This is a genomic window from Pseudidiomarina woesei, from assembly GCF_001418345.1.
In the GTDB taxonomy this organism is placed as follows: domain Bacteria; phylum Pseudomonadota; class Gammaproteobacteria; order Enterobacterales; family Alteromonadaceae; genus Pseudidiomarina; species Pseudidiomarina woesei.
Window position 1 is genome coordinate 42,833 of record NZ_LIPW01000003.1, and the last position, 13,790, is coordinate 56,622.

The 13,790-nt window shown below is 47.6% G+C and carries 16 protein-coding genes; 4 read left to right on the forward strand and 12 right to left on the reverse strand.

The genetic code is table 11. The features are described 5' to 3' along the window. Nucleotide 1 precedes the first annotated feature (1 nt). From ASC40_RS06005 to nudC, 3 genes are all read right to left on the reverse strand, one after another. Complete coding sequence (locus ASC40_RS06005; protein WP_055438888.1) at nucleotides 2-1,060, reverse strand: efflux RND transporter periplasmic adaptor subunit; 1,059 nt, start codon at nucleotides 1,058-1,060, stop codon at nucleotides 2-4. Nucleotides 1,061-1,191: 131 nt separating this feature from the next. Continuing rightward, a complete protein-coding gene (hemE, locus tag ASC40_RS06010; RefSeq protein ID WP_055438889.1) occupies nucleotides 1,192-2,256 on the reverse strand; it encodes a uroporphyrinogen decarboxylase in 1,065 nt (354 codons plus the stop codon). An 83-nt stretch (nucleotides 2,257-2,339) separates the two neighbouring features. After that, nucleotides 2,340-3,161 (reverse strand): NAD(+) diphosphatase, encoded by an 822-nt coding sequence (nudC, locus tag ASC40_RS06015; RefSeq protein ID WP_055438890.1) that lies wholly within the window; start codon nucleotides 3,159-3,161, stop codon nucleotides 2,340-2,342. A gap of 88 nt (nucleotides 3,162-3,249) precedes the next feature. On the opposite strand from nudC, the gene ASC40_RS06020 reads away from it, so the two are divergent. Continuing rightward, entirely contained in the window at nucleotides 3,250-3,720 is a 471-nt protein-coding gene (locus ASC40_RS06020) for an Rsd/AlgQ family anti-sigma factor (RefSeq protein WP_055438891.1), read from the forward strand. 28 nt (nucleotides 3,721-3,748) lie between these two features. Here the strand turns inward: ASC40_RS06020 and ASC40_RS06025 are convergent, their stop codons facing one another. Further along, nucleotides 3,749-4,528, reverse strand: coding sequence for an FKBP-type peptidyl-prolyl cis-trans isomerase (locus tag ASC40_RS06025; RefSeq protein WP_055438892.1), 780 nt, complete (start codon nucleotides 4,526-4,528; stop codon nucleotides 3,749-3,751). Between the two features lie 87 nt (nucleotides 4,529-4,615). On the opposite strand from ASC40_RS06025, the gene ASC40_RS06030 reads away from it, so the two are divergent. Both ASC40_RS06030 and ASC40_RS06035 read left to right on the forward strand, forming a co-directional pair. After that, nucleotides 4,616-4,849: a SlyX family protein gene (locus ASC40_RS06030; RefSeq protein ID WP_055438893.1), complete on the forward strand. Its 234-nt coding sequence runs from the start codon at nucleotides 4,616-4,618 to the stop codon at nucleotides 4,847-4,849. Nucleotides 4,850-4,917: 68 nt separating this feature from the next. Next, nucleotides 4,918-5,811 carry a phosphoribulokinase gene (locus ASC40_RS06035; RefSeq protein WP_055438894.1) on the forward strand — a complete coding sequence of 298 codons (894 nt, stop codon included), beginning with the start codon at nucleotides 4,918-4,920 and terminating at the stop codon, nucleotides 5,809-5,811. Here the strand turns inward: ASC40_RS06035 and ASC40_RS06040 are convergent. The 8 genes from ASC40_RS06040 to rpe all read right to left on the reverse strand — a co-directional run bounded on the left by ASC40_RS06040 (nucleotide 5,808) and on the right by rpe (nucleotide 13,324). Next, nucleotides 5,808-6,650: a 23S rRNA (adenine(2030)-N(6))-methyltransferase RlmJ gene (locus tag ASC40_RS06040; RefSeq protein ID WP_055438895.1), complete on the reverse strand. Its 843-nt coding sequence runs from the start codon at nucleotides 6,648-6,650 to the stop codon at nucleotides 5,808-5,810. The two genes, ASC40_RS06035 and ASC40_RS06040, sit on opposite strands and share 4 nt — an antisense overlap. Before the next feature lie 11 nt (nucleotides 6,651-6,661). Further along, nucleotides 6,662-7,063, reverse strand: a complete 402-nt coding sequence (locus ASC40_RS06045; RefSeq protein ID WP_055439131.1) for an OsmC family protein — start codon at nucleotides 7,061-7,063, stop codon at nucleotides 6,662-6,664. A gap of 51 nt (nucleotides 7,064-7,114) precedes the next feature. Next, complete coding sequence (astD, locus tag ASC40_RS06050; protein WP_055438896.1) at nucleotides 7,115-8,584, reverse strand: succinylglutamate-semialdehyde dehydrogenase; 1,470 nt, start codon at nucleotides 8,582-8,584, stop codon at nucleotides 7,115-7,117. Further along, a complete protein-coding gene (gene astA / locus ASC40_RS06055; protein ID WP_055438897.1) occupies nucleotides 8,584-9,612 on the reverse strand; it encodes an arginine N-succinyltransferase in 1,029 nt (342 codons plus the stop codon). Before astA ends, astD begins: the two co-directional genes overlap by 1 nt. Before the next feature lie 33 nt (nucleotides 9,613-9,645). Continuing rightward, a complete protein-coding gene (locus ASC40_RS06060; RefSeq protein WP_055439132.1) occupies nucleotides 9,646-10,848 on the reverse strand; it encodes an aspartate aminotransferase family protein in 1,203 nt (400 codons plus the stop codon). Between the two features lie 190 nt (nucleotides 10,849-11,038). Then, nucleotides 11,039-11,626 (reverse strand): anthranilate synthase component II, encoded by a 588-nt coding sequence (locus ASC40_RS06065; RefSeq protein ID WP_055438898.1) that lies wholly within the window; start codon nucleotides 11,624-11,626, stop codon nucleotides 11,039-11,041. A gap of 3 nt (nucleotides 11,627-11,629) precedes the next feature. After that, nucleotides 11,630-12,634 (reverse strand): tryptophan--tRNA ligase, encoded by a 1,005-nt coding sequence (trpS, locus tag ASC40_RS06070; protein ID WP_055438899.1) that lies wholly within the window; start codon nucleotides 12,632-12,634, stop codon nucleotides 11,630-11,632. Nucleotides 12,635-12,652: 18 nt separating this feature from the next. Further along, a complete protein-coding gene (gene rpe, locus ASC40_RS06075; protein ID WP_055439133.1) occupies nucleotides 12,653-13,324 on the reverse strand; it encodes a ribulose-phosphate 3-epimerase in 672 nt (223 codons plus the stop codon). A 160-nt stretch (nucleotides 13,325-13,484) separates the two neighbouring features. On the opposite strand from rpe, the gene ASC40_RS06080 reads away from it, so the two are divergent. Next, nucleotides 13,485-13,787, forward strand: coding sequence for a hypothetical protein (locus tag ASC40_RS06080; protein ID WP_055438900.1), 303 nt, complete (start codon nucleotides 13,485-13,487; stop codon nucleotides 13,785-13,787). The last annotated feature ends 3 nt before the right edge of the window (nucleotides 13,788-13,790 follow it).

Consider the following 13,790-nt stretch of genomic DNA (forward strand, 5'->3'; position numbering starts at 1 on the left):
GTTAGCCCTCCCGAACGGTTACAGCAACGCCATCACGCAAGCGCACCATGCCTTCTGTGACTATTTTGTCACCTGCTTTTACGCCATCTATCACTTCGACAATACCCGGCTTGCGACGACCTAACGTAACCGGTGTTTGCTGCGCGATATTGTTTTCGTCAATGACGTAAACAAAGCTTTGATCGTTAATCGGAACAATAGCTTTTTCAGGTAAAATCATGGTTTTATCGACACTGCGTAACAAATTCACACGCAGCAACATGCCTGGACGCAATTTGTTGTCATTGTTCGGAATGATTGCACGCACAAGAATAGAACGCGTCAATGGGTCAACACGCGAATCAATACTACGAATTTCACCGCGGAATTCTTCACCTGGATATGCGCCGCTTCGTGCAGCAACGGCCTGCCCTAAACTTAAGCTGGCAAAATAAAGTTCGGGAACATTAAAGTCCAACTTGATTGGAGTCACATCGTCTAGTGTCGTTATTTGCTCGCCTGGCGAAACTAAAGAGCCCACACTGACATGACGAATACCTAACCGACCACTAAAAGGTGCAATAATACGTTTCTGCGCCAGCAATGTTTCCGCGACTTCAAGCTCTGCAATAATGTTTTTAACCGCAACGTCTTGCGTTTCCAACTGCTGCTGCGACGCTGCATTTTGACGACGTAAATCGACTAGTCGTTGATATTGACGATTCGCTTCGGCCAAGCGAAACTTGAGCTCTTGAACACGTGCTTTTTCCTCGCGCGAGTCCAACTCAACCAGAAGTTCACCTGCTTTCACAACGTCGCCATCATCAAAATGCACAGCCATAACCACGTCTTGGGCTTGTGCTGTAACAACAATCGATTCATTGGCTTGCGCTGTACCTAAAGCTTCAATGACATCACGGAACTCGCTGATTTGCGCTGTTTGAATTCGCACAGGTACCGGGTTTTGAGGCCGCTCTTCTTTACCGGCATTCGGGTCGGCAAAACCGAAAAAATAAACAGCAGCACCAATAAGTAGCACTACAAAAATGAAAATTGGATTGAAAAGATTTCGTGCGGCCATAAATCCCTCAGGTTACAACGTTGGCATAATGTCATTCTTGACTCTATTGTAACCTAGGGATTTTATCGGGCATCCCCACTTATCGGACATTAAGCGGGGTTTACCGCAAATATGCCACGCAGCGGGCTATCCTACTTGTGATAAGCGGGGCTAAGCTTGTGAACCGCCTCAATAAATGCCCCTGCATGCTCCGGATCCACCTCAGGGTGAATTCCGTGACCTAAGTTAAATACGTGGCCATGCCCATGACCATAACTAGCAAGAATGGTTGCTACTTCTTCTTCTATACGTGCCGGTGGCGCGTAAAGCACACTCGGGTCCATGTTGCCTTGCAACGCAACGTGACCATTGACTGCTTGACGAGCAAAACCAAGGTCTGTTGTCCAATCAACACCTAAAGCGTCACAGCCAGTTGCAGCCATATCGGCTAACCATGCGCCACCATTTTTAGTGAACAAGGTTACAGGTACTTGACGGCCGTCAGCATGACGAGTTAAACCATCAACAATTTGCTGCATATAACGCAGTGAAAACTCACGATAATCGCGTGGACTCAATACCCCACCCCAAGTATCAAAAATCATCACAGCTTGAGCGCCGGCAGCTATTTGTGCATTTAGATAACTGGTCACAGACTGCGCTAGTTTATCAAGCAACAAGTGCATGGCTTGCGGCTCGCTAAACATTAGCTTTTTAACTTCACTAAAGTTCTTGGTACTGCCGCCTTCAACCATATAGGTCGCGAGCGTCCATGGGCTGCCTGAGAAACCTATCAATGGCACTTGGCCGTTAAGCTCACGGCGAATGGTGCGTACGGCATCCATCACATAACCAAGCTCTTGCTCAGGGTCAGGCACACCAAGTTTAGCAATGCTGGCCACGTCGCGAACGGGATGCTTAAACTTTGGCCCTTCGCCAGCTTCAAAGTACAAGCCTAGGCCCATTGCATCAGGAATAGTTAAAATATCTGAGAACAAAATGGCAGCATCTAGCGCAAAACGACGTAAAGGTTGTAATGTCACTTCACAGGCCAACTCCGGATTCTTACAAAGTGACATGAAGTCACCAGCCTGCTTACGTACTTCGCGATATTCAGGCAAATAACGCCCAGCCTGACGCATCATCCAAATTGGCGTGCGCTCGGTCGGTTGACGCAACAGCGCGCGTAAGTACAAATCGTTTTTCAACTCAGCCATGTTTGTATGTATCCCATATAAATTCCATGCGTGTATTTCGCATGCTTGGTAGCCTTGAATCAAGTTGGGGTATTTTATCAGGATTAGCTATTTCTTTCCTGATCAATTTCAGCTTTTACGCGCATAATAAGCTTGTGAGCAATGGTTCCCTCGCCAGGTATTCGTGGTAGCTTGTTAATATCAAACCAACCGCCTTCTTCTAGTTCGAATGGGTCAATTCTGACCTCGCCACCAGCCCAATCTGCAACAAATCCAACCATTAATGAATTCGGAAATGGCCACGACTGGCTGCTTACATAGCGCGGGTTTTTAATATGCACGCCGGCTTCTTCCATGACTTCGCGAACCAAAGTTTGCTCTAGCGCTTCACCGGCTTCAGCGAAACCGGCAAGTACCGAATAAAGGCCCTCCGGATGGCGTTTGCCACGGGCTAACAAAATTTGGTTGTCGCGACGAATAGCAACAATGATGCACGGAGAAATACGGGGATAGCAACGATGCTGACAGCTATGGCAGTGCATCGCTAGCTCCCAATCTACAGCCTGCATACGCGCGCCACAACGGCCACAAAAACGGTGGGTTGCTAAAAAATCAGCCACTTGTTTGGCCCGAGCTGCCATCGCAAACAACTCATCGTCACCTTCGGTAATTAACTCACGAACACTTATAAAGTCGCCAACTGCGCCAAAATTAGTATCGCCGAAGTCAGCAATAACAAGATAACAATGCCGCTCGCGCAGCTCGCCAATAAACACCGTTTTATACTCGCGTAAATCAGGCATTGGCAATTCGCTTAAATAACCGTGGGGTATTTGTTTATCTGCGGCAACCAAAATGTCGCCGGCAGAAATGACAAACCACCATACGGGTTCGTCCAGCGCAGGTTTTTGGTACGGCTTATTCATGCGGTATTCACCTAATTATGTGAAAAACAGTTGACGCTAGCTTAGCATCATCAGTAGATTGGAAGCTATTCAGCAAACGGAGAAAACCATGTTACGACGTAACGAGCAAGCCAAGCAACGCTGGGGAGGCGCCCACGCCGCTGTGGATACTTGGTTACATGAACGACAAGCCATGCTCATAGAGTATTTTAAACTCGCCGGCTTGCCCCCGTATGAGCGCGATGCACAGGCATTACCTGCCGCGCAGGACGTCAGCAATTTTTGTGGGCTATTGATGGACTATGTTTCTGCCGGCCATTTTGAAATTTATGACCAAATAATTCGTAATAGCCGCTCAGCTCCTGAGTCTACCCGTGAGCTTGCCGAAGAGTTATTTCCGCTAATTAGCGACACCACCGATATTGCGTTGGACTTTAACGACAAGTACAGCGAAGTAACGCCTGAGTCCGAATTAAATGGCTTTGATCGCGATTTGTCTAATTTAGGTGAAGCAATTGAGTTAAGAATGGAATTTGAAGATAGGTTATTAAATACCTTAGAGCAGCATCAGCTACTCTAAGGGTAACAAACAGCGTAAGCCGAGCAAATTATTGCTTGGCTTCAACCTCTACGTCCGGCTGTTCTGGGTCTTCAGGCTGAACCACTTCAAGTAGCTCAACTTCAAAGATTAATGTTGCGTTTGGTGGAATTTGACCATTGCCTGCACCACGCTCACCATAGGCGATATCGCTAGGAATAACGAAGCGATATTTGTCACCTTCGCTCATTAATTGTACGCCTTCAGTCCAACCAGGAATAACTCGGTTCAGTGGGAACACGATAGGTTCACCGCGGTCGACTGAGCTGTCAAAAACTTCGCCATTGACCAGGGTGCCATGATAATGCACTTTCACCAAGTCGGTTGCTGCTGGTGACGCACCACCTTCAGGGCCTTCCGCCATGACTTCGTATTGCAGGCCTGATTCAGTCACTTGCACGCCATCTTTTTTCGCGTTCTGTTCTTGATAAGCTAGGCCTTCTTCAAGTGCTTTACCGCCAATAACAGCGTTACGTTGCTCAGCAATTTTTGCTTGCATGGCCATAATCAGCTCTTCAGCTTCAGCTTGAGGAATTTTAGTCTCGCCTTTAATTGCATCAACAAAACCAGTAATAACCAATTCACGGTCTAATACAAACTCAGCTTCGTCTTGGCGATCAAGGGTTTGCCCTACAAATTCGCCTAAGCTTGAACCAAATGCATAAGCCATTTTCTCTTGTTCAGCTTCTGGTGCAGCTTCACTCACTGGGTATTTTTCTTGCTGTTGCATACATCCAGATACTGCAAGCGCGATTACTGCCAGCGCTAATGGCTTCTTAAATTGCTTCATTTATTGTCTCCAGGATTGAATTCTCTGTCAGAGTAAGTTGTAATTCGTCGCGCTGAATATACTACACATAATTAGGGGTGTTTGCCTATGGCTGCGCACGATCAAGATGACTTAATGCAACGAATAGCTGATCTCGAAAGCCAGCTCGCTTTTCAGGAGGACACCATTGAAACGTTGAATCAATTGGTAACTCAACAAGCGCGTGAACTGCAAACACTGCAGCGTAAGATGCAAGTATTAGGCGAAAAGTTCCAACAAATTAACGATCGCCAAGGCGACACAACAAGCAGCCCTGCTGATGAAATTCCTCCCCATTACTAACGTGCACAAAACTTGACCCGCCGCGAGCGACCCCGTATAACATTCCTTCTACTTTTTGCGGAGGTCTCATGTCCATTCAACATCCTATTATTGCCGTAACGGGCTCATCTGGTGCAGGTACCACCACCACCAGCCAAGCTTTACGTCATATTTTTCGGTCATTGGATGTTGAGGCTGCTTGTGTTGAGGGCGACAGCTTTCATCGCTACTCACGGCCGGAAATGGAACTAGCAATTCGTAAAGCCCAAGAGCAAGGTCGTCATATTAGTTACTTTGGCCCTGAAGCTAATGACTTTGCGCGTTTAGAGGCATTGTTTAGACAATATGGTGCAACCGGTAACGGTGAAATTCGCCGTTATTTACATAGCTTCGATGATGCCGTCCCATATAACCAAGTACCTGGCACATTTACCCCTTGGGAACCGCTTCCAGCAGACACTGATTTATTGTTTTACGAAGGCTTGCACGGCGGCGTTGCCGGCGAAGGCTATGACGTAGCGCAACACGTCGACTTACTTATCGGCATGGTGCCCATTGTTAACCTAGAATGGATACAGAAGCTTCTACGTGATACGTCTGAGCGCGGACATTCGCGCGAAGCTGTTACGCAAAGTATTGTGCGCAGTATGGAAGATTATATTCACCATATAGTGCCGCAGTTTTCACGAACCCATATTAACTTTCAACGCGTACCCACCGTAGACACCTCGAACCCGTTTAGTGCCAAAGATATTCCGTCGCTCGATGAAAGTTTCGTGGTGATTCGTTTTCGTGGCATGAAAAACGTCGATTTTCCGTATTACCTACGCATGATCGACGGCGCATTTATGTCGCGCATGAACACTCTAGTGGTGCCGGGCGGAAAAATGGTATTTGCTATGGAATTAATACTAGCGCCGCTTATTGAAGAAATTCTTGATAAGCAGCGCAATGGTGGGCACATCGACTGGCTCAGCCGTTAAAGCCAAATTGCCTGATATTCGGCACCGCGATCTTGGGCAAGTATGGGCGTCAAATAGGCCATAATGTCGTCGGCCTGTTGAGTTAAGCCAAACGGCGGATTGATAAATAACATGCCGCAACCGTTGAGCTTGGAGGTATCTTGCGCTTGGCGAATTAAGATATCCACCGCAAATAGCTTCTCAACACCCGCAATTGCTTTCACTTTCTGATGAAAATCACCCACCGTTAGCGGATCTTTTATTGGGTACCACATCGCATAAATGCCATTGGCCCATCGTTTGACGCCTTCGCGTAAAGCGCGCACCACTTGGTCAAACTCATCCCGCTGCTCAAACGGTGGATCGATCAACACCATACCGCGCTTTTGTGGCGGAGGTAGCAGGGCTTTCATGGCGCCGTAACCATTGTTGGCTTGCACCTTAATTTGTCGCGCTGCAGGAAATTCTCGAACATTCTCACTAAGCTCTTGGGCGTCTTGCGGGTGCAATTCACACAAAGTGAGTTGGTCTTGACTGCGTAAGTGTGACGCACTAAACCAAGGCGACCCTGGATACCAACGCAGCTCAGTTGGAGCGTTGTGACTTCGTACCATATCAACATAACGCTGCACGGGCCCAGGTAGGTCGTTGCGCTTTAGTAAACGCGCAACACCATGCTCAGCTTCAAGGGTTTTCTGTGCTTGTTCGCCTAGCAAGTCATACATGCCCAAACCTGCGTGGGTGTCGAGCAGAAAAAATGGCTTATCTTTTTGTTGTAGATATTCTAATGCAACACACTGAAGTACGTGTTTGACAACATCGGCAAAGTTGCCGGCATGGTAACTATGCCGATAATTCATTCTGGTACCTTCTATTGTTCTTCAATGCTGTAGCTATGGGTAATGGTAACCGACGCTTCAAGCATTTTCGCAACTGAGCAATATTTATCAGCAGACAATGCAACGGCGCGTTCTACATGCTTATCAGCAACATTGTGACCGGTTACCACAAAATGTAAATGCACTTTGGTAAAAACAGCCGGTACCGCATCGGCACGCTCGCCATTCACTTCACAGCGCACACCAGACACCTGTTGGCGCGCTTTCTCCAAAATGCTAACCACGTCAACCGATGAACAGCCACCGGCAGCCATTAACACAAGCTCCATCGGGCTTGCTGCGTCTGCTTTGTTGCCGTCCATAGTTACGCTATGGCCAGAACCTGAGGTTGCGTCAAACACCAAGCCGTCACGCCAATTGACTGTTGCTTTCATTGCTGCTGCCATGGCCAATTTCTCCTCGCTATGCAAAGCTAAAAACAGGGCTTAAAACTTAAGCCCTGGTGCTAACTTGTCTGGCATAGCAACATGCTCTGCCTCAACAGATGCTACCGGATACGCACAGTAATCTGCAGCGTAATAGGCACTTGCGCGGTGATTACCGCTGGCACCAATACCACCAAACGGCGCTGCGCTGCTGGCCCCAGTAATAGGTTTATTCCAGTTCACAATTCCGGCGCGAATACGTTTGAAGAAGTAACGATAGGTTTCTTCGCTGTCACACAAAATACCCGCCGACAAGCCATACTTGGTGTTGTTCGCTTCGTTAATTGCCGCGTCAAAATCGCTATAGCGGTACACTTTTAACAGCGGTCCGAAGTGCTCAATATCAGGCATTTCTGCTACGTTGGTTACGTCCAAAATGCCTGGCGTAACAAAGCCCAAGTTATGGTCTTTTTGCAGCATTTTCAGTAGCACTTTAGCACCTGCATCTATTAAATCGTTTTGTGCTTTCACCATGTCAGCTGCAGCTTTAGCAGATATCATAGCGCCCATAAACGGCTGTGGGTCGGCCTCATAGTCGCCCACTTGAATATTCTCAGCCACTTCAATTAAACGTTTCAACAACGCATCACCTTTTGCTCCTTGTTCGATGAACAAGCGACGGGCACAAGTACAACGCTGGCCTGAGGTAATAAATGCCGATTGCACAATGTCATGAACCGCAGCGTCAAGGTCAGCCACGTCTTTCACCACAAGTGGGTTGTTGCCCCCCATTTCCAGCGCCAAAATTTTATCTGGGCGCCCTGCAAATAGTTTATGTAGCACATGCCCCGTGCCTGAAGAGCCGGTAAAGAATAAACCGTCAATTTGTGGGTGAGCAGACAATGCTTTGCCAGTGTCGACCAAACCTTGGACCAAGTTCAGCACGCCCTTTGGCAAACCTGCTTTTTCCCATAGTTTCACAGTAAACTCGGCAACTTTTGGGGTCATTTCACTGGGCTTGAATACCACGGTATTACCGGCCAACAACGAGGGTACAATGTGTCCATTCGGAAGGTGTCCCGGGAAGTTGTATGGCCCATACACCGCAACGACACCGTGAGGTTTATGGCGAATAAAAGCCTTGCCGCCAGGCATTGGGTTTTCAACCGTACCGGTGCGCTCTTGATAAGCACGCTCGGAAATAGCAACTTTGCCAATCATGGCGCCAACTTCGGTTAGTGTTTCCCAAATTGGCTTACCGGTTTCTTCAGCAATAACGTGAGCTAGCTTTTGCTTATTTTCTTCGAGTAGCTCGGCAAAGCGCTTACAAATAGCTAAACGCTCTTCAAATTCAAGGTCAGCCCAGGGGACAAATGCTTCACGCGCAGCGCTGACGGCTGCATCCACTTGTGCTTCCGTTGCTGCTTTGCCTTCCCAAACTACTTCATTACGAGCAGGGTCGATTGACTTGAACAAGTCACCTTCACCGGCAATCCACGTGCCGTTAATAAATAAATTCTGGTCTGCCATTAGTTTGCTCCTGTCAATGTGACAAATCGAACGTAGTCGCCGTCTTGCACCTGTAGTGCTTGCGCGGCTTCGGCATCAATAACTACATGATCTGAAAATATGTTTAACGTGCGTTGAATAGCGCGGAAGTTAGCCACTTGAGTGTTGCACACTATGTAACGCGCCTTGGCGTTATCGGTGCTACCAATTTTTACCGGTAATTTTTGACTGTCGCGGACACTTTTAATGTTAGCAACTTCCACTTCAACTGTTGGGCCGGCATCAAAAATATCGACATAACCGCGGCAGCGGAAACCTTCAGCTTCTAACATTTTTAGCGCTGGCCGAGTGTTTTCGTGTACTTTGCCAATAACTGCTTGCGCTTCTGGCGGTAATAACTTCACGTAAATAGGCAATTGCGGCATCAATTCAGCCACAAAGGTTTTCTCGCCAATACCGGTTAAATAATCAGCTTGCGTAAAGTCCATTGAGAAAAAGTGTTGCTGCAACCAGCCCCAAAATGGAGACTCGCCGTTCTCGTCTGAAACACCACGCATTTCAGCAATAGCAATGTTGCTAAAACGATGACGAAACTCAGCCATAAAAAGCATACGAAAGCGTGAAAGTACGCGTCCGTTCATATTTTTGCGGTAGGGTTCCCGTAAGAACAAGGTGCACAGTTCGCTGACACCGGTGTAATCGTTACACAAGGTGAGGGTTTCTAGTGCGTTGTAGATATCAAGTTCTTTTGAATGGTGTATCACTTTACCAAGGCGGTAATGATAAAAGGCGTCGGTTAACCCAACAGCGGCTTCAATACCACTGCAGCCAACCACTTCTCCGGTATCTGTGTCTTCCATGACAAACAAGTAACCTTCTTCGCCAGGTTCACTTACCTGTTCACGGGCGAAGGCTTCCTGCGCTCGCGCAATACGACGACGCAACAAGGTTTCATCCACCGGCAATGAGGTAAAGCCGTGGCCTGACTCAACTGCACAGGTGTAAAGCGCCGCATAGTCCTGCGGCGTAATCGGACGAACCACTAGCATATAAGCTCTCCGCGTTCCTTCAGCCTAATCAAGTTAACCAACTAACTTAGCTACGGCACGCTCAAATCGCTGTAAACCTTCCGCAATGTCTTGCTCAGGAATAATCAACGATGGCGTAAAGCGAATAACACTTGGGCCAGCAACAAGAACCATGGTGCCTTCTTCCGCAGCGGCATTAAGAAAGTCACGCGCTTTGCCGTCAAATTTATCATTCAACTCTGCGCCAATAAGCAATCCTTTGCCGCGAATATCTTTAAAAATGTCATACTTTTCGTTAATTTCGGTTAATTTCGCCTTAAATAACTGCTCACGCTTTTGCACGCCAGTCAGCACGTCATCAGTATTCACCACATCAAATACTGCTTCGGCAACGGCACAAGCAAGTGGATTACCGCCATAGGTGCTACCGTGCGTGCCAGGCTTAAGGTGTTGAGCAATATCAGTGGTCGTGAGCATAGCGCCGATTGGGAAACCGCCGCCTAAAGCTTTCGCCGTCGACAAGATGTCTGGGTTGACACCAAGTTGCTGGTACGCATATAAACTACCAGTACGACCGAAACCAGTTTGTACTTCGTCAAAAATTAATAACGCATTGTATTTATCACATAGTGCGCGTACGCCCTTCACGAACTCAACGTCTGGGCTAATTACACCGCCTTCGCCTTGCAAAGGCTCCATCATGACAGCACATGTTTGCTCAGACATTAGCTTCTCAAGCGCAGCTAAATCGTTATAGTCTACGTGCTGTACCGCGCCTGGCTTCGGGCCAAAGCCGTCTGAATAGGCAGGCTGGCCCCCTACTGTAACGGTAAAGAAAGTACGGCCGTGGAAGCCTTTGTTAAACGCAATAATCTGGTTTTTATCAGCGCCAAATTTATCCAGCGCCCAACGGCGCGCTAATTTCAGTGCTGCTTCGTTCGCTTCAGCGCCTGAGTTAGCGAAATACACACGCTCAGCAAAGGTTGCATCGGTTAACTTTTTCGCTAAACGAATAGCTGGCTCATTGGTGAAAACGTTGCTTAAGTGCCACAGTTTATTGCCTTGCTCAGTTAATGCTTTCACCATAGCTGGATGACAGTGGCCCAAGCAGTTCACGGCAATACCGCCAGCAAAATCTACATATTCTTTGCCTTCTTGATCCCAAACACGCGAGCCTTCGCCTTTCACCGGAATCATTTTTGCAGGGTTATAGTTAGGCACCATAACATCGTCGAATAAGGCGCGGTTCACGTTAATTTCTGTAGTCATAAGATTCCCTCGTTGTCTAAACGTGGATGACTCGTGGAGCCATCGGTGAACTATTTTGTGCGCATATTATCGCAGAAAAAAGCACCGCTGTCGTGCTCACAACGTAGAAAAAACGGGGGATTTCGGTAACTTAACTGGATTTGCACAAGGCGTGCATAAGTATTCAATTCAGGCGGTTTTATGCTGAATAGGTAAGCGTTAAAAAATTTTTAAAAACATCATGCCCATACTCACTTTCAATGGCTTCTGGGTGATATTGCACCCCCCAAATAGGCAAATCACGATGATGCACCGCCATAATTTCTCGTTCGCCCTCAGCGTCGCTTACCCACGCATCAACAACCAAGGTTTCCGGTATGGAATTCGAGGCCAACACCAATGAATGATAGCGAGCCACGCGAAAGCGCTGCGGTAAATTTGTGAACAGCCCTTGGCCATTATTTTCTAATAGAGAAGTTTTGCCGTGCATGACTTGCTTGGCACGCACAACGTGCGCGCCGAACACTTGGCCTATGGCCTGATGACCCAAGCACACGCCTAGTATTGGCACCTTACCGGCAAAGGTGCGAATTGCGTCTAAGGTAATGCCCGCTTCATTCGGCGTACAAGGCCCTGGCGATATGACAATACCTGTTAGCGGCATGGCACGCATTTGCTCAATACTTATTTGATCGTTGCGTACCACGTCTATTTCCGCACCAAGCTCGCGAAAATAGCGAGCTACATTGTGGGTAAACGAGTCATAGTTGTCGATAAGTAACAACATAAATTATGGGCGCGGCACAAACCCAATTACGTCGTACACCTTGCGCAACGTTTGTGCTGCATGCTCGCTAGCAGCATCTGCGCCTTTGCCCATCACTTGGTTCAAATAGTCGCGATTGTTTCTCAACTCGTGATAGCGCTGCTGAATAGGCTCTAACATGGCAACCACAGCTGCCGCCGTATCACCTTTTAAATGACCGTACATTTTGTCTTCATAGTCCGGCACTAAATCGGCAATCGCACGCCCTGTTGCCGCAGACAAAATCGACAATAAATTCGATACGCCAGGTTTTTCTTCGGTATTAAAGTAAATACGCGCCTGCTCGTCGGAGTCTGTTACTGCACGTTTTAGCTTTTTGGTTATTTTCTTGGGGTCTTCCAGCAAGCCAATAAAGTTATTCTCGTTGTCATCTGACTTTGACATTTTCTTGGTTGGGTCTTGCAGACTCATCACGCGTGCACCCACTTCTGGAATAAAAGGGTCGGGAATAGTAAACACGTCGCCATAAATATTATTGAACCGAGTTGCCACGTCACGCGCCAGCTCAAGGTGTTGCTTCTGGTCGTTACCCACCGGCACTTCGTTTGCTTGATACAACAAAATATCGGCAGCCATGAGCGCTGGGTAGGTAAACAAACCGGCATTAATATTGTTGGCATGACGGTCAGACTTGTCTTTGAATTGCGTCATGCGGTTTAACTCACCCATTTGGGTGTAGCAATTCAAAACCCATGCAAGTTGCGCGTGCTCTGGCACATGAGACTGCACAAAAATAACGCTCTTGTCTGGGTCTAAACCACAGGCCATATACAACGCTAAACCGTCGAGGGTTGCTTCACGCAATGCTGCTGGGTCTTGCCGCACGGTAATAGCGTGCAAATCAACGAGCATAAACCGACAGTCATGGGTGTCTTGCATGTTTACCCACTGACGCAAGGCGCCAATGTAGTTGCCAATAGAAAGTTGTCCTGATGGCTGACAGCCACTTAATACAATCGGTTTACTCATGGTTGTTGGGTCCGTTTTTTACGACACAGACGCAAGCTGTTCGCGCATATCGCGAATCACTTTTGCGTAATCAGGTTGGTTAAAAATCGCAGAGCCTGCGACAAACATATCAGCGCCAGCGGCGGCAATTTCCGCAATATTATCGACTTTGACACCGCCGTCAATTTCTAAACGAATATCACGGCCACTTGCCGTAATTATTTGGCGCGCTTGGCGCAGCTTATCTAAGGTGGCGGGAATAAATGACTGGCCACCAAAGCCAGGGTTTACCGACATCAACAAAATGACATCGACTTTGTCCAGCACATAATCTAAATAATGCAGTGGTGTTGCTGGGTTAAATACCAAGCCAGCTTGGCAGCCAGCGTCTTTTATTTGTTGTAGTGATCGGTCGATATGAGTCGAAGCTTCTGGATGAAAGGTAATGATAGACGCGCCAGCTTTGGCGAAGTCGTCAATCATACGATCCACCGGCTGCACCATTAAATGCACATCAATTGGTGCGCTAATACCGTAATCTCGTAACGCTTTGCACACCATGGGGCCGATAGTTAAGTTCGGCACAAAGTGATTGTCCATAACATCAAAGTGAACGACGTCTGCGCCCGCTTCTAACACGTTTTCGACTTCTTCGCCTAGTCGCGCAAAGTCGGCTGATAGTATCGATGGAGCAATAAGAAAATCGCGCATAATGTCCTCGCCGGTCACAAAGTTGCCATAGTGTACCAAAGGTGGCGCAACCCTTGCCACGCTTAAGCTGAATTAAGCCTCAAAAAATATCAGAATAGAGTTGGCAGATGCGTCGATTTCTTGCTATTTTAGTAGCTCAATTATTAAGCGGAGGTTCTCCATGAAACTGTCATTCATGTCAGTAATGGTTGCAACAGGCTTTGTGCTCATCAGCGCAACGTCCGCTTATGCTTGGCAAAATGACCAAGCAAAAACCGTCAGCGAATGCGAAGCTCTGATGAAAAACAGTGAACACGTTGACTCCCACGCTATCTGCCAAGCTCCTGAACAAAGTGTGACCTGGGGCGGCTGGTTCAGCGGCAAGAGCCGTTCAACACAATTTCACTTCCTCGACTTATTTGAACTGCTCTTTGGTAGCGGTGAATCAAAACAACGTGACTATAATCGCCCAATAAGCGGTTAACGA